This is a genomic window from Exiguobacterium sp. s5, from assembly GCF_018618075.1.
Lineage (GTDB): Bacteria > Bacillota > Bacilli > Exiguobacteriales > Exiguobacteriaceae > Exiguobacterium > Exiguobacterium mexicanum_A.
Map to the genome: position 1 here is coordinate 74265 of NZ_JACSLK010000005.1, position 19768 is coordinate 94032.

Annotated in this window: 21 protein-coding genes and 1 pseudogene; 8 read left to right on the plus strand and 14 right to left on the minus strand. The window is 52.0% G+C overall.

The genetic code is table 11. The features are described from left to right. The first annotated feature begins 43 nt into the window (after window positions 1–43). Together KNP60_RS11260 and bglA are read left to right on the plus strand one after the other, a co-directional pair. A complete protein-coding gene (locus KNP60_RS11260) occupies window positions 44–1933 on the plus strand; it encodes a beta-glucoside-specific PTS transporter subunit IIABC (protein ID WP_214763121.1) in 1890 nt (629 codons plus the stop codon). Between the two features lie 12 nt (window positions 1934–1945). After that, complete coding sequence (gene bglA / locus KNP60_RS11265) at window positions 1946–3400, plus strand: 6-phospho-beta-glucosidase BglA (RefSeq protein ID WP_214797487.1); 1455 nt, start codon at window positions 1946–1948, stop codon at window positions 3398–3400. Between the two features lie 50 nt (window positions 3401–3450). On the opposite strand, the gene KNP60_RS11270 is transcribed toward bglA, so the two are convergent. Further along, a complete protein-coding gene (locus KNP60_RS11270; protein WP_214797488.1) occupies window positions 3451–4317 on the minus strand; it encodes an AraC family transcriptional regulator in 867 nt (288 codons plus the stop codon). Window positions 4318–4406: 89 nt separating this feature from the next. Continuing rightward, a complete protein-coding gene (locus tag KNP60_RS11275) occupies window positions 4407–4622 on the minus strand; it encodes a hypothetical protein (protein ID WP_214797489.1) in 216 nt (71 codons plus the stop codon). 109 nt (window positions 4623–4731) lie between these two features. Here KNP60_RS11275 and KNP60_RS11280 point away from each other — a divergent pair, with 109 nt between their 5' ends. Beyond that, the gene (locus KNP60_RS11280; protein ID WP_214797490.1) at window positions 4732–4995 is read left to right on the plus strand and encodes an excalibur calcium-binding domain-containing protein; all 264 of its coding nucleotides are present in this window, start codon (window positions 4732–4734) and stop codon (window positions 4993–4995) included. Between the two features lie 33 nt (window positions 4996–5028). Here the strand turns inward: KNP60_RS11280 and KNP60_RS11285 are convergent, their stop codons facing one another. Both KNP60_RS11285 and KNP60_RS11290 read right to left on the minus strand, forming a co-directional pair. Next, a complete protein-coding gene (locus KNP60_RS11285; protein WP_214797491.1) occupies window positions 5029–5403 on the minus strand; it encodes a hypothetical protein in 375 nt (124 codons plus the stop codon). 161 nt (window positions 5404–5564) lie between these two features. Next, window positions 5565–6425, minus strand: a complete 861-nt coding sequence (locus KNP60_RS11290) for an alpha/beta fold hydrolase (protein ID WP_214797492.1) — start codon at window positions 6423–6425, stop codon at window positions 5565–5567. Between the two features lie 194 nt (window positions 6426–6619). Between KNP60_RS11290 and KNP60_RS11295 the strand changes: the two are divergent. After that, window positions 6620–7362, plus strand: a pseudogene (locus tag KNP60_RS11295) (SDR family oxidoreductase). 32 nt (window positions 7363–7394) lie between these two features. Here KNP60_RS11295 and KNP60_RS11300 read toward each other — a convergent pair. Continuing rightward, window positions 7395–8195 (minus strand): helix-turn-helix transcriptional regulator, encoded by an 801-nt coding sequence (locus tag KNP60_RS11300; protein ID WP_214797493.1) that lies wholly within the window; start codon window positions 8193–8195, stop codon window positions 7395–7397. Between the two features lie 140 nt (window positions 8196–8335). Next, window positions 8336–8596, minus strand: coding sequence for a DUF1294 domain-containing protein (locus KNP60_RS11305; protein ID WP_232939616.1), 261 nt, complete (start codon window positions 8594–8596; stop codon window positions 8336–8338). A 208-nt stretch (window positions 8597–8804) separates the two neighbouring features. Here KNP60_RS11305 and KNP60_RS11310 point away from each other — a divergent pair, with 208 nt between their 5' ends. Next, complete coding sequence (locus tag KNP60_RS11310) at window positions 8805–9587, plus strand: LysM peptidoglycan-binding and 3D domain-containing protein (RefSeq protein WP_034777617.1); 783 nt, start codon at window positions 8805–8807, stop codon at window positions 9585–9587. A gap of 122 nt (window positions 9588–9709) precedes the next feature. Next, entirely contained in the window at window positions 9710–11176 is a 1467-nt protein-coding gene (gene cls, locus KNP60_RS11315) for a cardiolipin synthase (RefSeq protein WP_214797494.1), read from the plus strand. A 46-nt stretch (window positions 11177–11222) separates the two neighbouring features. On the opposite strand, the gene KNP60_RS11320 is transcribed toward cls, so the two are convergent. The 5 genes from KNP60_RS11320 to KNP60_RS11340 all read right to left on the minus strand — a co-directional run bounded on the left by KNP60_RS11320 (window position 11223) and on the right by KNP60_RS11340 (window position 16079). Then, window positions 11223–12200 (minus strand): hypothetical protein, encoded by a 978-nt coding sequence (locus KNP60_RS11320; RefSeq protein ID WP_214797495.1) that lies wholly within the window; start codon window positions 12198–12200, stop codon window positions 11223–11225. Continuing rightward, a complete protein-coding gene (locus tag KNP60_RS11325; RefSeq protein ID WP_034777619.1) occupies window positions 12197–13225 on the minus strand; it encodes a DUF58 domain-containing protein in 1029 nt (342 codons plus the stop codon). Before KNP60_RS11325 ends, KNP60_RS11320 begins: the two co-directional genes overlap by 4 nt. A gap of 1 nt (window position 13226) precedes the next feature. Next, complete coding sequence (locus KNP60_RS11330; RefSeq protein ID WP_214797496.1) at window positions 13227–14135, minus strand: AAA family ATPase; 909 nt, start codon at window positions 14133–14135, stop codon at window positions 13227–13229. Between the two features lie 393 nt (window positions 14136–14528). Further along, window positions 14529–15224: an amino acid ABC transporter permease gene (locus KNP60_RS11335; RefSeq protein WP_214763133.1), complete on the minus strand. Its 696-nt coding sequence runs from the start codon at window positions 15222–15224 to the stop codon at window positions 14529–14531. Between the two features lie 6 nt (window positions 15225–15230). Beyond that, window positions 15231–16079 carry a transporter substrate-binding domain-containing protein gene (locus KNP60_RS11340; RefSeq protein WP_214797497.1) on the minus strand — a complete coding sequence of 283 codons (849 nt, stop codon included), beginning with the start codon at window positions 16077–16079 and terminating at the stop codon, window positions 15231–15233. A gap of 592 nt (window positions 16080–16671) precedes the next feature. On the opposite strand from KNP60_RS11340, the gene KNP60_RS11345 reads away from it, so the two are divergent. Together KNP60_RS11345 and KNP60_RS11350 are read left to right on the plus strand one after the other, a co-directional pair. Then, a complete protein-coding gene (locus tag KNP60_RS11345) occupies window positions 16672–17067 on the plus strand; it encodes a hypothetical protein (protein ID WP_214797498.1) in 396 nt (131 codons plus the stop codon). A 71-nt stretch (window positions 17068–17138) separates the two neighbouring features. Next, complete coding sequence (locus KNP60_RS11350; protein WP_214797499.1) at window positions 17139–17681, plus strand: GNAT family N-acetyltransferase; 543 nt, start codon at window positions 17139–17141, stop codon at window positions 17679–17681. 157 nt (window positions 17682–17838) lie between these two features. Here KNP60_RS11350 and KNP60_RS11355 read toward each other — a convergent pair whose 3' ends face one another. The 3 genes from KNP60_RS11355 to KNP60_RS11365 are packed head-to-tail and all read right to left on the minus strand — an operon-like array spanning window position 17839 to window position 19609. Beyond that, window positions 17839–18288 carry a GNAT family N-acetyltransferase gene (locus KNP60_RS11355; protein ID WP_214797500.1) on the minus strand — a complete coding sequence of 150 codons (450 nt, stop codon included), beginning with the start codon at window positions 18286–18288 and terminating at the stop codon, window positions 17839–17841. Window positions 18289–18305: 17 nt separating this feature from the next. Then, window positions 18306–19022, minus strand: coding sequence for an MBL fold metallo-hydrolase (locus KNP60_RS11360; RefSeq protein ID WP_214797501.1), 717 nt, complete (start codon window positions 19020–19022; stop codon window positions 18306–18308). Between the two features lie 14 nt (window positions 19023–19036). Next, on the minus strand, window positions 19037–19609 hold the full coding sequence (locus KNP60_RS11365) for an NUDIX hydrolase (protein WP_214797502.1): 573 nt from the start codon (window positions 19607–19609) through the stop codon (window positions 19037–19039). Window positions 19610–19768 lie beyond the last annotated feature (159 nt).

Sequence of the window (19768 nt, forward strand, 5' to 3'; positions counted from 1 at the left end):
GAGTGTACAAAATGTAAGCGTTACATCAAAGGAGGGTTTTCAGTTGAGTAAAGTTCGGGATTATTCAAAACTGGCTCGGGATATTTTAGAGGCCGTCGGAGGGGAAGACAACGTCATCAATGCGGCCCGCTGTGCGACGCGACTCCGCCTCGTCTTGAAGCGGTCGAATCCGCAAGCGAAAGAACAAGTCATGGCGATGCCAGGTGTCATCACGGTCGTCGAGACGGGTGGCCAGTTCCAGGTCGTCATCGGGCAGCATGTCGGGGAAGTGTTCGATGAGTTCACGAAACTGGTACAGATCGAAGGGACGGAGGTCGAAGACGGAAACAAGGGGACCGTCCTCAACCGCATCATCGCAACGATGTCCGCCGTATTCGCACCGTTCATCTATATCTTGGCCGCAGCCGGGATTTTGCAAGGGGTACTCATCATCACGACATTGTTGTTCGACGGTTTCGCCAAGACGGGGACGTACGAAGTGTTCAGCTTCATCTCATGGGCACCGTTCACGTTCTTACCGATTTTCATCGCCATCACGGCATCGAAACACTTTAAGACGAACACGTTCATCTCCGTCGCAGCCAGTGCGGCGTTGGTCAGTCCGACATGGGCCGAGATGGCGGCTCGCATCACGTCAGGGGAGACGATCAGTTTCCTCGGCCTCGCCTTGTCAGGTACGACGTATACGTCATCGGTATTACCACCGCTCTTCCTCGTCTGGATCTTATCTTACGTCGAGCGGTTCTTGAACCGACACATGAACGAGGTCATTCGCCCTCTGTTCGTACCGTTCTTCAGTTTGGTGCTCATGGTGCCGCTCACGATTCTCGTCGTCGGACCGATCACGACGATGGGTGCGGTCGGAATCGCCAACGGCTACAACTTCTTGGCGGAAAACGCGCCGATGCTCGCTGGCGCGATTATCGGTGGTCTCTGGCAAGTCATCGTCATCTTCGGGGTCCATTGGGGTGTGACGCCGATGGTGCTCGCAAACTTCGACTTGTATGGCCGTGACTCGTTCCAGGCATATCAGACGATCGCCGTCATCGCCCAAGTCGGTGCCGTCCTCGGTGTCATCTTGAAGGCGAAGAGCCAAGAAATCAAAAAAGTCGGTGTCTCGGCTGGGATTACTGGACTATTCGGAATCACAGAGCCTGCCATTTACGGGGTGACACTCCGCTTCAAGAAACCGTTCATCTTTGGATGTATCTCAGGGGCCATCGGAGCCATCGTGGCCAGTTTCTTCAACCCGTATTACTTCGCTTACGCTGGTCTCCCAGGTCCGCTCACCCTTGTGAACGGAATCAGTGAAGACGTGCCGACCTCGATTTGGGGATTGTTAATCGGGACAGCGATCGCCATCATCCTTCCGGTCGTCTTGATTCAAATCTTCGGTTTCGGAGAAGACACGGCCAAACAAGTGACAGAAGTGACGGAAACACCTGCGACGGCAGAAGCGAGTGCGACGCTCGTCCAGGAAGAGACGATTGCTTCACCGCTCTCTGGAAAAGTCATCGCCTTGAACGATGTTCCGGACGACGTATTCGCCTCCGGAGCGATGGGGAAAGGTTATGCCGTCGAGCCAGACGGGAATAAGGTCATTGCACCGTTTGACGGGACGGTCGTCATGGTCGCACCAACGAAACATGCGATCGGTCTCCGTTCGAACACTGGGGTTGAACTCTTGATCCACGTTGGTCTCGATACGGTGACGCTCGATGGGAAACCGTTCACCGTGCACGTCAAAGACGGGGACGGCTTTAAAGCGGGCGATGTGTTGACGACGTTCGACCGTGACATGATCGCTGCACATAATATTTCAAGCATCACACCTGTCATCGTGACGAACAGCGCGACATACGCCGACGTACTCGTCCAAGCAAGTAATCAGACAGACACGACGACACCAATGCTCACGATTGTTAATCAATAAGGAGGAACTACCATGAAGACATTACCAAAAGACTTTCTATGGGGCGGCGCGCTTGCCGCCCACCAATTTGAAGGCGGCTGGGACGCCGACGGCAAAGGGCCGAGCGTCGTCGACGTGTTGACGGCCGGCGCTCACGGCGTCGCGCGTCGGATCACGGACAAGGTCGAGCCGGACGAATTTTATCCGAACCATGAAGCAATCGACTTCTATCACCGTTATAAAGAAGACGTCGCGCTCTTCGCTGAGATGGGCTTGAAGTGTCTCCGCACGTCAATCGGTTGGAGCCGGATCTTCCCGAACGGGGACGATGCGGAGCCGAACGAGGCAGGGCTCCAATTTTATGACGACTTGTTCGATGAACTGTTGAAGCACGACATCGAGCCGATCATCACACTATCTCACTTCGAGATGCCGCTTCACCTCGCACGTGAGTACGGCGGGTTCCGCAACCGTGCCGTCGTCGACCATTTCGTCCGCTTCGCCGAGGTGTGTTTCGACCGCTACAAAGACAAGGTCAAATATTGGATGACGTTCAACGAGATCAACAACAAGATGGACGTCAACAACCCGCTCTTCTTATGGACGAACTCTGGCGTCATCGTCGAAGACGGGGAGAACGCCCGTGAAGTGATGTATCAGACGGGGCACCATGAGTTGATTGCGAGCGCCCTCGCCGTCGCGAAAGGGAAAGCGATCAACCCGGACTTCGAGATCGGGGCGATGGTGTCCCACGTGCCGATCTATCCGTTCTCGTCAAACCCGGACGACGTCATGCTCGCTGAAGAAATGATGCGTCAGCGTTACTTCTTCCCAGACGTGCAAGTGCGTGGGTTCTATCCGAGCTACGCCTTGAACGAGTTCGAGCGTGAAGGCTATTCAATCCCGTTCCTCGATGGGGACGAGGAGATTTTGAAAAACGGGACCGTCGATTACCTCGGTTTCAGTTACTATATGTCGACGACCGTGAAGAGTGATGTCGTCGCCGACAACAGTGGCGACATCGTCAACGGTGGTCTGCCGAACGGCGTCGAGAATCCGTATATCAAGTCGAGCGACTGGGGCTGGTCAATCGACCCGGTCGGTCTCCGCTATGTGCTCAACCGGTTGTACGACCGCTATCAAATCCCGCTCTTCATCGTCGAGAACGGATTCGGTGCTGTCGATGAGATCGTCGACGGGAAAATCCATGATGCGGCACGCATCGACTACTTGAAGGCGCATATCGAACAGTTGAAACAAGCGGTCGTCTATGATGGCGTCGACTTGATCGGCTACACGCCATGGGGCATCATCGACATCGTCTCGTTCACGACGGGCGAGATGAAGAAACGGTACGGCATGATTTATGTCGACCGTGACAATGAAGGCAACGGCTCGATGGAGCGGATGAAGAAAGACTCGTTCGATTGGTATAAGCATGTGATCGAAACGAACGGGGAAGCGCTCGCGTACGAGCTTTCGAAGTAAACGAAAATACCTCTTGAAGACAATTGTCTTCAAGAGGTATTTTTCTGTGCTTACGTCGTTTTCGGTTTGACCGCCACCCACACTTCGCTATAGACGTTGTCCGACGGTCCGTCATGCTTCGTGAACGAGATGCTTGGCAAGTCAGCCAGTTCGTAGCCAGACGTCGGCAGCCACTCGGCATACGTCTTGGCCATCGTCTCCTGGAGCGTCTTCGGGAACGGGCCGGTATTCGGGAAGACGGCCCACAGGTTCGACTCGATCGTAATCTGTTCAAGATCCTCGTACGGATTATCTTGTGTCGTCGCGAAGCCAATCATGTGCGTGAGTGAACCCGTTTCGTCCAAATAGCTTTCATCGAAGTCGTACGACACGTTGAGCACTTGATTTGGATAAAGGTCCGCCAATTGATGCATCTCGCTTCGTTGTTGTTCCGTAATTGACTGCGCCAACTCGACGATGTCTTGATTCACGCCTTCGAACTGAATCGGGACGCGTTTAGACACGCCGACGACGTTAAATGAAGATTTGTGTTCTAATTTGAATTCCATCGAGATTCCCCCTTTGATGTCAATGAAGAAAGTGAATTTCGGGAATGACTTTTGAATCTTGTTCTTGATGACTTCTGACGGTAAAAAGCCACACCAGTCTCGAAACGCTCGCGAGAATCCGTCGACGGATTGATAGCCATACGTATATGCTATGTCCGTGACTGATTTCCCTTGAATCAAGTCCTTGTTCGCTTCTGACAGCCGACGGTTTCGAATGTATTCATTGAGCGTCATCCCGGCCATGTAGGAAAACATGCGTCGAAAATGATAGTCGGAGACCCCGACGATGCGGGTGATATCCTGACTCGTGATGTCTTCTGTTAAATGTTGATCGATGTGGTCCATCAATCGGTTCAATGATTCAAGCATCAGCATTCCCTCCTTTCTGCATTCATCATACTTCGAACGTCGTAGGGGCACTCGATGATTTTGATACGGATATCATCGGATAGAAGGCATCACTGGTTGTAGCCGATGAACATCGTGAACATGATGAGAATGATCGATGACGTCATGAGTAGAAACGCAAGCGAGCTCGCGAACACGAGAAATGTTTTGGAGAAGTGGCGTCGTCGTTTCCAAATCCCGATGACGAACACGACGTTCAAAATGAGAAATAGTGCGAGCAGTAGTAACGGGAGAGCCCGGTCCTGTATCAACATAAGTAAGTCCATAGATGGTTACCTTCCTTTAACTATTTTAAAAATCAGGGTATTCGTCATAACTCCCCTTATAATAATCAAGAATTAGCACGCATATCGTTTGTTACCTAGGAGGAAAACTATGAAAAAGCTACTTCGTGCGACCATCGCGGGCATCGCGTTGTTCACGCTGAGCATCGCGCCGTCAGAAACCGCGGACGCTGCACCGAAAAAATTTAAGAACTGCACCGAACTGAATAAGACGTACAAGGGCGGTGTCGCCAAGACGAAGACGACGAAAAACAAAGGCGGCAAGACGAAGTACAAGCCGTATGTCAGCGCCACGCTGTATGAAGCAAACAAATCGAAAGACCGCGACAAAGACTTTATCGCCTGCGAACGCTAAGAGATGAGAGGACAGCGGTCCTCCGTCTCTTTTTTAGTTATTAAAGCGGTACGATATATCCCCTTCAGCATCGTAACCGATGATGGACTCAATCGACTCGATTTGGTCGACGAGCACGAACCAGACGTCATTCCCGGCCTTTGTCTTCAACAGTTCCGGTTCAAATTTGTCTCCGTTCAACTCGACGACGACTCTTGTCGTCTCGCCGTGGTTCATTCCGTAAAGGATGTCGTAGGGGGAGCATTCTGACCGATCCCCGCACGATTGGCCGAAAGTGGCCCACGTGAGCCCTGCCTCGGACAGCGATTCAGATGTAATCGACTGAACCTGATTGTCGACAGTAAGTTCAAGACCTATGCCTTGCGTAACCGGCTCTTCACTCCATTCCTCGACGGTGTAACTGTTCATGAAAAAGCGAAGACTCATGTCACGGTCATCAACAGGGTAGGTGAGAATCGGTTCCGCTCCCTCGGGCAATTGTGGCTGCTTCGTCGAATCAAATGCCCAGGCCACTCCGGCTGATACCAACAATGAGCACATAAGAATGAGGACAATCTTTTGCTGACGCTTCATAACAGACCGCTCACTTTCTCAACTTGTAAAAACTGTCGTACCTGTTCGAGCGGGAACGCCGGGTTCCAATGGACGAAGTGGCCGCCTGTCATTCGTATGTAAGTGATCGGCAGCTCATGCCGTTGCAGGTCCATCATGGCTGACTTCGTCAATCGGGCTTCTTTGTCGTCCAGTCCGACAAAATCGCCGTAAATAAGTAACGTCGGGACTTTAAGTGAACGCATAAGCTGCGGCACGTCAAGGTGATAGAAGCCGAACAGCAGATTCAATCCGCCTCGTCCGAGCTTAGCCGGGTCGTTCAACGCGCGCCGAATCTCGTTTCGTTCAGAGAGGCCTGTCTGTGCGCAGAAAGTCTTAACCTGTTCCTCTGTAACTGGAGATGTACCTTCATCTGAAATGACCTTCGTCTCGATTTTCGGGACGAGCCGAGGTCCGAACAGACGATAAAGTCCGCTCAGGAGCGGGACGGCAAGGCCGAACACGCCATACTCTCTCAACGGAAGGCGAGGGAACGCCTTATGGCCTTGATCGAGCAAGACGAGCCGCTCCACGTGCTCGGGATAATGCGTGGCGAAAGCGAGAGCGATCGCACCTCCAAGTGAATGCGCGATCACATGGACGGGTCCGATTCGATGTGTGACGACGTAGTCGTTGACCCAATCCGCCAACTGTTCGGACGTCATGACCTGCTTAATCCCTTCACTTCGCCCGAACCCTGGCAAATCCAGCAAATGCACCTCGAAGTCGTCGCATAGCACCTCAGCGAGTGAACGACCTTCTTCTCCGGTGAATCCTCCAGCCGGTAAAAATATAACGGGTGTCCCGCTTCCCATCACTTCTGCATGATAACGATTCAATTGAATCCCACCTTCCAACTCCCAATATCTGTATCTTTCCATTGTACGTGACTAGTGATTGGAACAGAAGCAGATTCTTTCAAACAGAGATACGTTTTCACCCAAATCCAGGTATAGACTAATGACACGTGAGCAGGTTGCACTTGTCGTTTTCTCTGTCGCTCTTGAGTTGTCTCAACAAGGAGGAATGCGGTGTGAAATTATCGGGTAAAACGGCACTCGTCACCGGGGTCGGGCCATCGCCAAACTGTTTGCCGAGGAAGGGGCACGCGTCGTCGCCGTCGACATGAACGGGGACTCGGTCGAGACGATCGCCTCAGAGATTAAAGCGAGCGGCGGGGAAGCCGTCGGCGTCTCGGGGAACGTCACGAAGCAGGAAGATATCGACAAGATGGTCGAGACGGCGACGAGCACGTTCGGCTCGCTCGACATCTTGGTCAACAACGCGGGCATCATGGACAACTTTTTGACCGTCGGCTAAGTGACGGACGAGATATGGGACCGCGTCATCGCCGTCAACTTGACCGGACCGATGAAACTGGCACGGGCCGCGATCAACATCATGGACAAGCAAAAAACGGGTGGCGTCATCATCAATAACGCCTCGGTCGGTGGCCTGTTCGGGACACGCGGCGGTGCCTCGTACGTCGCCTCGAAGCACGCACTCATCGGCTTGACGAAAAATATCGCCGCCACGTACGGTACGTTCAACAAGATTCGGGCCAACGCCATCGCACCGGGCGGGGTCAATACGAATATCGGCGCCACCATCACCGCGCCGAGCGAGCTCGGGATGCGGGCCATCCAAGGGGCAGGGGATGCCCCGATGGGTGAACCGGAGCAAATTGCCAAGGTCGCGTTGTTCCTCGCCTCCGACGATTCGAGTTTCGTCAATGGAGACGTCTTGAAAGCAGACGGCGGTTGGACCGCCCGTTAACGAGAAAAAGCCGACACGATTGTCGGCTTTTGTTATGTCTGTCGCTTTCGGTACGCCAATGGTGTCACCGCATGGACTTTTTTAAACGATTGCACGAAATGGCTCACGCTCGTGTAGCCGAGACGATGCGCTAGATCGGCGATCGGTTCCTTCGACTCCTCGACGAGGCGCGCCGCACGATGCATGCGGACGTTTTGGACGTAGGCGAGCGGCGATGTGTCGCCCCATTTTGTAAAGTAGCGGCAACATTCCGCCCGGCTCAGACCACCCGTTGCTGCGATGTCTTCGAGCGTCAGTTTCATCGTGTCATGGTCATGTATGTAGGCGAGCATGAGACGCATCCGTTCCTGAACATGATGTTTCGTTCTGCTTTGCGGCTGTTGAATCCAATAGCGCCAAATGACTGCGAGCTGTAAGCTCGCATCGAGCAACGCGAACGAGGACTTCTTCTTCAGGCTACAAATCACTTTGTCGATTATGTCGAGGACGGGCTTATCTCCTGGTTCACCGGGATGCAACACTTTACTACGCGACGTCTCGGCGTGCGGTGTCACGTACAACTCCGCAAGCGACGGAGAGAATAGGTCAAACGGCTCGACGGAGATCACGACCAAACGAAATGGCTCTCCTTTCGGTTGAACTTTCACGATTTGTCCACGGTCTAAGATCAACGCCATCCCGGAGCGGAGCCGAGACCGTGTCCCATTGACGAGCAGGTCGAGTTGTCCGTTCGTGATTAACCAGATTTGAAACAGAGGATTCACTTTGATCGTCGTCTCAATCGTCGTTTCAGTCCACTCTTGGATATCAATCAGATTTCCTTCAACCTTCATCCGAACACCTCAATAATTGAACATTTATTTCGTTTTAACACCGGATGGACACACTTCTTTTTCACCACGAAGCGTCTATCAAGACATTTCATTGGAATTTTCTACGTGGCGATTGAACAAGTTCCTTCTATATAATGGCGTCAAAAGATGAACCAACCGGTGACACCCGCATGCACTAAGATGGCGATTGGAACACCAATGCGGAATTTCGGTTTCAATGTCTTATGACGGAAGAACCGCATCGCGAGATAGGCCCCGAATGCGCCACCGATCCAAACGAGAATGAGTAACGTTTGTTCCGAAATGCGCCATTCCCCAGATTTAGCACGACGTTTATCGAGGTAAAATGACATAAACGCTAGGAAATTAGTCACAATGTAATATAGCAGTAATAGTTCCAAAGACTAAAACCTCCTTTCTCTTCTCTTTAGTATAGCTGAAAATGGCTCAACTAAGCCATTTGTATTTGGATTGTAAAAATTCAGATTCCTCTCATCTCGCTGAAAGCTTCTGTAACTGAACTGATATCACTCTCATATCAGCCTGTAACGGCAGTGAAATATACAGGTGTTACAGTAAGGGGGCGTTAGAAAAGGGAGGAATATTCTTATGAAAAAACCACTATTGACACTAACGGCACTCGCTGGCCTTAGTTTAGGAGTCGCTGCTCCAGCTTCGGCAGCATCAACACACACAGTTCAGTCTGGAGATACACTTTACCGTATCGCCGTGAACAACGGTGTATCAGTTAATGACATCAAACAAGCGAACGGCTTAAACTCTAATATGATTTATCCAAACCAAGTATTGAAGCTTGCGAAGTCAGAAGCTAAAGCTTCAAGCGCTTCAAAAACGTATACAGTAAAATCAGGTGACACGTTGTATCGCATCGCGACAAACAACGGCGTATCTGTCAAACAGTTGATGACATGGAACGGTCTTAATTCAGATCTCATTTTTCCTGGTCAACAATTCTCTGTAAAAGGTGCTAAAGCAGCATCGGTTGCGAACAGCGCACCAGCCGCTAAACCAAAAGCATCAACATCTGCACCAGTGACGAAACAGTCTACGTCTACAACGCAAACCCAAGCTCCGGCTTCAGGTAAGACGATGACTGTGGAAGCAACGGCTTACACGCCATACTGTGCAGGATGCTCAGGAATCACGGCAACAGGAATCGACGTCCGCTCGAACCCGAACCAAAAAGTCATCGCGGTTGACCCTTCAGTCATCCCACTCGGCTCTAAAGTATGGGTTGAAGGCTACGGCGAAGCAATCGCTGGAGATACTGGTGGCGCCATCAAAGGTAACAAAATCGATATCTTGATGCCGACACGAGAGCAAGCGCTCAACTTCGGTCGTAAATCAATCACAATCAAAGTCTTAAACTAATCGATTTACCCCAAAAACACCGCAGGCGCGGTGTTTTTTTGTGTGTCTATCCCTTTACCTGTAAACGAGCATTTCATTCTTACGAAGAATGGGTAAACAAGAGACAAAAGGAGGAAATCGAGATGATCACGACAGAATTCATTCTAGGCATACTCGGTATCGTATTGGTCATCCTCAACGTGACGTTTGCGGTCACCATCATCTTCTTCGAACGGCGCGATATCGGGTCGACGTGGGCCTGGCTACTTGTTTTATTCTTCGTGCCGCTGCTCGGATTCTTCATCTATATCTTCTTCGGACGATTAATCAAATCGAATAACTTCTACCAAGTCGACGAGGAACGACGGCATGAATACGCGGAACACGTCCATAACCAGTTGACTGAGCTCGACGCCCATGGCGGCTTGTTCGCCAGTGATCCGCTCTTATCCAAGTATCGTCGCCTCGCCCGCTTGAACTTATCCTCCACGAATGCGCTCGTGACGTATCATAATGCAATTCAAGTCATCCATGACGGCGAGCAGAAGTTCGATGCGTTGTTCCATGACATCGAGGTGGCAACAAAGGAAATCAACATCCAATACTATATCATCCAAAACGACTCGCTCGGTCAGGCGCTCATCTCGGCCTTGACGCGACGGGCCAAGGAAGGGGTCAAGGTCCGTCTGCTCTATGACGCCGTCGGCTCCCGCGGATTGCGACGTTCCCATTTTAAACAACTGCTCGCGCACGGCGGCGAGGTCAAATCGTTCTTCCCGTCACGCCTCGGTATCAACTTCCGCGTCAATAACCGGAATCACCGAAAGCTATGTATCATCGATGGGGAGATCGGCTATATCGGTGGTTTCAACGTCGGGAATGAATACCTCGGGACGAATCGTCAGTTCGGCTATTGGCGCGATGTGCATCTACGGATGAGAGGGGAGGCGGTCCGAGAACTGCTCGAGCGTTTCCTCCTCGATTGGAACCGTGCCGTACCGACGAAGCATCGGGCCGAGAAAGAGGATTTCATTTGGCCGTCCATCCTTATTGAGACGGCCCAATCACCGGTGCAAATCGTCACATCGGGCCCGAACTCATCGACCGAGCACTTGAAAAACATGCTCGTCAAGATGATCACCGAGGCGAAAGAGACGATTTACATCCAAACCCCTTATTTCATCCCTGACGCCAGCTTCCTCGACGCCTGCCGCAATGCGCTCATGTCCGGGACGAAGATCCGCCTGATGATCCCGAACAAGCCGGACCATATGTTTGTCTACTGGGCGACGTATACGAATGCGGCCGAGCTTGTCCGCTACGGGGCCGAAGTATATACGTATGAAGGCGGCTTTTTGCACGCGAAGACGCTCGTCATCGATGGCGAGGTCGCCTCGATCGGCACGACGAACATCGACGCCCGCAGTTTCCGACTCAATTTCGAGATCTCGGCGCTCGTCTATGACGAGGTCGTGGCCCAGTCTGTCATCGATGCATTCGATCGAGACCTCGCATGTGCTGACAGGTTAACAATTGAGCGTTATGAGACACGAACGAAATGGATTCGCTTCAAAGAGAGCGTGTCGCGCCTGTTGAGCCCAATCCTCTAAAAAAGACCAGTCAGGTGTCCCGGAAAGTCCGGTCATCTGGCTGGTCTTATTGTTTGAGCGTCTGTTTGACTTGCCGTTCGAACGCCTCGACGATTGGAGCCGGCGCTTCTTTCTCTCCGTACTCGGCCGCCTCCAGCCATGTGGCAAAGCGATTCCCTTCGGTAAATCCGATTCGTTCGAACCATTCCGAAACAGTCTCTTCGCGCTGGCGGGGATGCGCTTGTTCGAGACGTCTCCCGGCATCAAGCAGACGGACGTGCCGTGGGGCCCGTGTCGAGCGGCGAACCGAATCGGCCGCTTGATGGCGTTGCTTCGGCACCGTCACATCCTCATGGATTTCTTTTCGGCGTTGCACATAGATGAATAAAGCGATGACGCTGACGAGAACGACGAGAAACGTCACGACCAAGAATAGCGATTGATTCGTCGCCGATTCGAGTAACGTCTCGTTTGAAATCGTCTCGGCATCGATGTTAGGATTGTCCGGGACGAGGATACGGTTGACGCGATCGGTCGGATCGAGATTGACTCCGTCGAACCAACCGCCGATCCAAATCAGGATGGGCTGAATCCAGGCGACGAGATTGCCGAACAACAGCTCTTTGATGGTCCGGATGATTATCGCCAAACCGAGGCCGACCCCTAGGGCGACGACGAGCGTGGACAACATCCGTTTATAGTCACGGCGATAATACAGGCTCCGTTGCCAAAACAAGAACAAGAACGGGAAGACGATCATCGCCAGCGGCTGAGACGCCGGCGGGAACAACCAATCGACAATGAGGAAGAGCACACTTGCGATCGCGTAACGGTCCGTCCAATCGAGAGTTCGGATAAAGGCGTGGACGTACGTGAACAACAGTAGCGTGATGCTCATCTCATACGAGAACAAGAGCGCGGCGATGCTCAGGGCCGTCTGCACCCCGAGCTGCCAGTTGCGCGGCAAACGGAGCGTCAGCAGAAAGACGAGCGGAAACACGTGACCGACATAGAACGCGGCGAACACCCACCAGAGTAGTCTCATCGTCCGTCACCTCCCAGTCGTAAAATGGATTGGCTGCCGCCGTATTTGGCGACCTTCCGTTCGAACAGTGACCGGGCGAGCGGGAAATCCCGTTCCGACAGACAGGCGAGTGTCGTCATGACCTTGCGGAAATGCGTCTCACCGCTCCCCGGGGCGAGGTCATAGGTGATGCCTTCCTTCGTCAGGGTCGGGACGATCAGCCCATAGCTCGCGTTCTCTTTCTCGAAGTCGCGGCATAGCGCCGCCGCCTGCGAGATCAACCGTTCCATCTGATGGGTGAGGGCGCGCCCGTCTTTCGTCAACAAGTCGAGCACGACGACATATTCGTTCGCCTGGACGGGTTGCTCGGTGCGGGCGAGCAGTTCACCTGTCTTCGCGTAGGCCGACCAATACAGTTGCCGCATCGGCTGTCCGTGATACGGGGCCACCGACTGGAACGTCTCCGGGTCACGGTAGGCGCTATGACGGACCATCTCTTCGCCTGGTAACGTCGGCGGACGTTTCGGGATCGGATAAGGCAGGAATTCGGGGAAGACATACCCGATGCGGTCGAGCGGATCTTCTTTATAAAGTGAGAACATACGGAGTGGGTCCCGAATCTCCATGCCGATCGCCTCCATGCGGATCGGACCACGCTTGATTGCCTTGAGTGGAAGCGTGTAGGCGACGGCCGCCTCACGACCGACAAAGTTCTCTTGGCGCCAGAAGGCGTGCGCCTCCGACTCGACGGTCGGATGGAGATAACCCGACAATCGGACGACGCCAAGGGGCACGGGCGCCGTCGAAATCAATTTGAGCGTATACGTCTCTTCATCGTTCGGGAACAGCTTCAGTTCGTCAGTCACTTCGACGTGGACGTACTCAGCGAGTCGGAATAATAACTCCGGCATGATGAGCGCATACAGGCTGAACCCGATAATCACACTCGCGAGGAAGACGTTCCCGTATAGGGCGGTGAACACCCCGACGACGAACAAGAGCCACATATACCCGGACTCGAGGTAGCGAGGGCTGACGAGTTGCATGTCACACCTCTGACGGGACCGGGATGGTCTCCAAAACGGACTTGATCAATTTGGACGGCTTCGTCTTGAGCGACGCCTCCACCGTCAACACGATCCGGTGGCCGAGGATGGGCAGGGAGAGCGCGCGAATGTCTTCCGGCGTGACGTAATCCCGTCCGTCCATATAGGCGTGAGCCCGGGCTGCCATCGTATAGGCGAGCGTCGCCCGTGGGCTCGGTCCGACCTCGATGTCACGGTGATGACGGAGTGCCTCGACGAAATCGAGAAGGTAGTCTTCCATCGCCTCGTGAAACAAGACGTCACGGACGGCTTGCTGCATCTCGACAAGCTCGGTCTGTTGCAACGTGAACGGAGCCGCACTCAAATGCTCATTCCGTAGCAACCGGCGTTCCGACTCTCGTGACAGCGGGGCGAGTGACAGTTTGAATAAGAAGCGGTCGAGCTGCGCCTGAGGCAACGGGAACGTCCCTTGCCCGTCGAACGGATTTTGCGTCGCGATGACGAAGAACGGGTCCGGTAAACGAAGTGACACCTCACCGAGCGTCACTTGCCGCTCCTGCATCGCCTCTAACAGTGCCGACTGCGTCCGTGGTGTCGTCCGGTTGATTTCATCGACGAGTAAAATCGACGTGAAGATTGGGCCCGTTCTCCGTTCGAACGTGCCTGTCGTCGGATTGAACAGTTCCATCCCTAAAATGTCACTCGGCAACGTGTCCGGCGTACACTGTACGCGTTGGAATGCGGCCGATACCGAGGTGGCCAGGCTACGCGCGAGCGTCGTCTTTCCTGTCCCCGGTCGGTCCTCGAGCAGGACGTGTCCCCCGGAGAGGAGGGCGATCGTCGACAGCTTGATCGCCTTTGACTGCCCGATCACTTGATCGTTTAAATGTGTCGTCCATTGTTGCACCATAATAAAATTCCCCCGTCTATTTTCTGATAATTAAGAAAATCATAGCACACTCGCGGTCCGAGATGGAACGCTAAAGACCAGCGCTTCAAAATATGTACGTCACGTGTGGTCAATTTGAAGAGGCCGCCTTCGCTCTTTTCCGGCTCGGGAACTTAAAAACCAAGTAATAAAGGACAATCATACTCGTGTATGGGTTTAAGGCACTGACCCATGCCGGTCCATCGAACAAAATATACGTGAGTGTGATGAGGCCGGATGCGACGAATAATAGCTTTGAGAACATAGGTGATGTGTCTCCTTTGAAGCGAAATATAGAATAAGTTGACTATACCATGTCACTTTCGCGATAACCGCCCGACAAAAAAACTGACCTGCCTGTATGAGGCAAGTCAGTCATCGCTTCGGTGTATCCAAATAGCGTTCAAAATGCCGTTCGAGCCAATCTTGGAAGAACGACATGAACGTACAGATGCCCCAGTAGATGAGGGCAACGACCAGATAGACGGTCATATAGTCGAACTCCCGGCCCCCGACGATCTTCGCCTTGTTGAAAATTTCAGGGACGGTGATCATGGCGGCGAGCGAACTCGCTTTAATCAAATCGAGGAACACATTCGAAAGCGGGGGGAGCGCGATTCGCGTCGCCTGCGGCAAGATGACCCCTTTGAGCGTCAGCCACTTGTTCATCCCGAGCGAGCGGGCCGCCTCGACCTGTCCCGGATCGACGGCACGGATCGCCGACCGGATAATCTCAGCGATATAGGCCGCCGAGTTCAGACTGAACCCGATGACCGCCGCCGTCAGCGCCGCGAACTCGATGCCGATGAATGGAAACCCTGAATATAAGATGAACAGGATAATCAAAATCGGCACGCCCCGCATGAACGAGATATAGAACGTCGACGGGAACCGCAGCATCCGGGACGGTGACAGTTTCCCAAGGGCAAGCACGAGACCGAGCAACAAGCCGAAGAACATGCTGACGAATGAGATCCAAAGCGTGTTCGGCAAACCGCCTAGCAGATAAGGGAACGAGCGCACAGCCAGGTCGACGTCGAAGATTGCTTCCCATTTCACACCTTCGAACATGACCGCTTAGTCCAATTCGACGATCGTCGCGTCGACGTCCGGTTCTACCGAGACATCGGCTCCGTTATAGAACGTTTCCGACAATTCTTTCACCGTACCGTCTTCAAGCATCTCGCCAAGGACGCGGTCGATGTTCTCTTGGAGCTCTGCATTCTCTTTGTCCATCAAGAACGCGACTTCCTGTGGGTTATAGGCGATATCCGGGTGGATCGTGATATCGAAGTCCGGGAAGAAGGCGAGGGCGAGTGTCTGAAGATAGTAGTCGTTCAAGATGACGTCGGTCCGTCCTGTCGAGACGTCACGAAGGTACTGGTCGTTCGTCGCGTTGTCATAGATGACTTCCTCGGCTCCGTATTGACGTGCCACGTCCATAAAGACGGTCGTCGCTTCACCAGCGGCTTTTTTGCCTTTCAAATCCTCAATTGACTCGATGCCAGACAAATCGCTCTTGCGAACGATGGCCGTCCCGTACGTGTACTTGTACGGTGTTGAGAAGGCGAACTTCTCTTTCCGGTCCTCTGTGACCGAGATATCGTTCGCTGCGACGTCAACTTGTCCGTTTTGGACGCTCGTCAACATGTTGTCGAACGCCATCTCTTTGAATTGGACCTCGAGGTCGAGGCGTTTCCCGACCTCTTTCATGAGCTCGACATCAAACCCCGTCAACGTATCGCTATCCTCTTCCCGGAATGAGGCAGGATAGAGTGTACCGGCCGTACCGACCGTGAGTGTACCGTCTTCTTTGATTTCGTCCCAGCGCGAAGTTTCGGCCTGATCGGTGCTAGAATCACCACACGCCGCGAGCGGGACAGCCAATAATAGGGATGCTGTCAAACCTTTTGTCATACGTTTCATTCAAGTTCCTCCTTAAGTTATCATCTGTCTAAAAATAGCATGACATACGCTTACAGGCAACTCCTAAGAACTGAAAAACAGAGTTGAATTTATATTTGAAACATAAATCCATAAAGCGTTATCATGTCCTTGAATTAACGATTCAGTTAAGTGATACAGTTTACAATTTCCAACGAAACAGTTGTGGACATGTATATAAATAGTTGTGCGGATGGGAAAGGGACTTTGTCCAACAATGAATGAAGTTGAGTTAAGGAATCGTCGATGTTGGCCATGATGTATCAAACAGAAAGAGGAGTTTCATAGCAATCTAGCAAATCATATAAAAGATGAGTTGTGAATGATTAGAAGTCATCTTAAAAACCAGTTACAATAATCTAGCTACGGGAGATGGACCAACCATGACCTTTATGACCATGATCATCGTTTTAGCAATAGGCTTAATTACACTATTGATTGGACTATTTACAAAGAAAAGATGGGTGACCATCCTGTCGCTCATTCCACTAGGATTGTCACTTTGGAATTTCATGGCCCTATTCTCGATGGGTATGTAATGTAGAGATAATGAGAGTAGAAGAAGGAGATACACGTGGAGAAATGGGAAAGATGGGCCGTTAACCCAGAGATACCGGCTAAGCTGGAACTGCAGGCGCTAATTGATGACAAAGACGGATTAAGACTCGTGTTTATGGATGCGGATGAGAACACCTATACGTTCTTGTTTGACGGACTTGTGCAATCGTATCGAAATACAGACGAAGGAACGCTTTTCAAAACGCTAAAGCATTTATATAAACATTATGACCCTGATTTTTTTAGCGACTGGACACTCTTTAAAGTGAGCGATTCCAGCTATTTAAAATGGTTAGCTGAAGAGTCGGAGAACATTTACGAAACGGTTTATGATATTCAACATTACGTGTTCCTGACATCAAATGATGTGGTCGAAGTGATATCAACAGAGCCGCCAATCCTGATTTCATAACCATCACTGTATGGCTAGTCTGGTGAGACGATGTAAGAGCGGTCATGACATATCGAAAGGAGAATGCTGCAATGGAAGATGCACTAGACATCTCGATTCAAGCGTTGAATGAGGAGTCTATCAACGTCGTGAGCGAAGCAAACGAACCGTTTCCAATCCTCGGGAAAATCATTCCGAGCTTTTGTGACGGGGTTTGGACGTACGAGGAACAGTTATATGAGAAAGCCCGTGTGACGAGCTTCCCGAACGATTCACTGGACTGGCATGAATACATCAACAGTGAGGACAAACAAGTATTCTTGGCATTCGACGAGACGACATGTATCGGACAGATCCGTGTGGTGAAAGATTGGAACCGTTTTGCGTATATCGAGAACATCGCGGTCCGTAATAGCTATCGACACAGCGGGATTGGCCATTTGCTGATACAAGTTGCAGAGACGTGGGCAATCGAGCACTCGTTGCTTGGATTGTCGCTCGAAGCGCAGAACGATAACGTGATCGCGTGTCGATTTTATGCGAAAGAAGGGTTCGCACTCGGAGGTATCGATACGCTCAAACAGACCGGCAATCCGAACATCGATATGACGTTGTATTGGTACAAGATATTCTGATTTTTTTTCGAGAGGAGAGACCTCATATCTGGCATCGATTTTCTTAACTTTTCCCTTAGTTAACATAACATATATTATCAGTAAAAATAAAACTCCGTCTCAATTCTTTAGTATACTTAAAGTAGTGAGACGGAATGTGAAATTTGCCGAAAGGGATTCAAGTTCGCGTAAAACGGATCAATGTGACGCCCGGTTCGGGTTCAAACTCGGCACTCGGTTCGAACCCGAGCTTCGTGTACAGTTTTTTGGCTGGTCCGTTATGTTTGCCGGTGTGCACATAGACGAGTTTGTCCTCGTGCAAGCTGAGCACGTGTTCGAGCAACGCCGTCGCAAGTCTCGCCCTGAAATATCGAGGATCGATGCACAGTTTTGTGACCTCGACCGTGTTCTCAGCCGCTTCAATCGTGATAAAGCCGATCAGCCGCCCATCGTTATACAAACCGTAGCTCGTACCGGGCAGATTCTGAATCACCTCGACCGTCTCATAACGTGCCGGAATCTCATCAAATCCGATCAGCTCGGCCTCGACCGCATAAGCGTTTCGTTGAATCTCAAGCATCTGCTCGGCCAGTTGATAATCTGTCGTCTGAATCTCGCGTAATTCCACCTGTGAGCACCCCCGGATTATCGTAAAAATAGACGTGCTTGCTTGCGTTTCGCCCGCTTCAGTGCCAAATAGAGCCGATGTGTCCCGGCGACTGGTTGCCCATGGCCGACGAACGTACGTTGCGGTGCGAGATCGATCAACTTCTCCGCCTGCTCTAACGCTGCACGCTTATCCCATGTCGCGATACCCGGCAACGGGAACAACGGACGAACGTCCCCTGCCACGGCGACTCCCCCACGCGTCTGAAATGCATCTCCCGCAAACAAAATCCGCTCCTTTTCATCGAAAAAAGCAATCGAACCAGGGGTATGACCCGCTGCCGGATAGACCCGTAAGCCGAACAGCCGCTCACCTGGATCAAGCAATTTATCCGGCAAAGAGTGGATTTTCGGGAGAGAGCCTTTCAGTTTGAGAGCCCGCTCGTCCGGGTCTGTCGTCCGGTCCCCTTCAAGGAGACGGGCATCGCGCCTCGAGACGTACAGCTCGGCATGAGGATGGGCTTTCAAAATCGTATCGACACTGCCGACATGATCCCCATGGGCATGCGTCAACAAGATAGCGAGAAGCGGGCGTTCGAATGTCTCGATATACGATAAAATTGCTTCCGCGTTCTGCGCGAGCCCTGTATCGATCAAGACAAGCCCGAGCTCACGTTCAATCAGTTGGACGTTGATGGGTAAGATGGGTGCGAAAAACGTCAGTTGATGGACGTGATCAAAACGTGTGACTTTCATGGAATCCCCTCCCCTTAATCGAATAACGCGGTCCAATCTTCTTGCCAACGGGCCTCAAAACACATATAGAGCTGCTCTCGCGTGTTCCGCGCAAGTGACAAAGGTGGTAAGGCGTCTCGTGTAAAGAACGCAACCTCGCTCGTCTCATGACTAATTTGCGCCTCTCCACCAATCAACTCGCATTCGATAAACAGTTTATAGTAATGCTGCGACAACGGCGGATGGTCGTGATGATGCATGTCGAACAAAGCAAGCAGCCGAATCGGTGCGACATCGAAACCGGCCTCTTCCTCGATCTCTTTGATGATGTTCTCTGCCGGGGACAGTCCGATCTCACAAAAGCCACCCGGAAGCGTCCAAAGTCCGTCTGACCTTTCCTTGACGAGTAACACTGCGTCATCCTTGAAGACGACGCCTCGGACGTCGAGCTTCGGTGTCGGATAACCATCGACGTGGGTCAATTCGGTGATTTCATGCAAAGCAAGATTAGATTGTTGCTCGAACATCTCGGTCGCGATTCGTTGGAGTTCGAGGTAACGTTCTCGATCGAACTCGTCTTTCGTAAACGTCAAGCCAGCCTGTGACATACGTATCCCCCCATGATTTGTCCTCCTGTCCCATTCGCCAAAAGGGATCGTTGTTCCTTTTAGAAATACCCGCTCCTAAGAGAAACTAATGTGACATGGAGTTGAAAAAATCAGCTGATGCCCCCGTGTTATACTGGATAGAGAATCAAATCGAAGGAG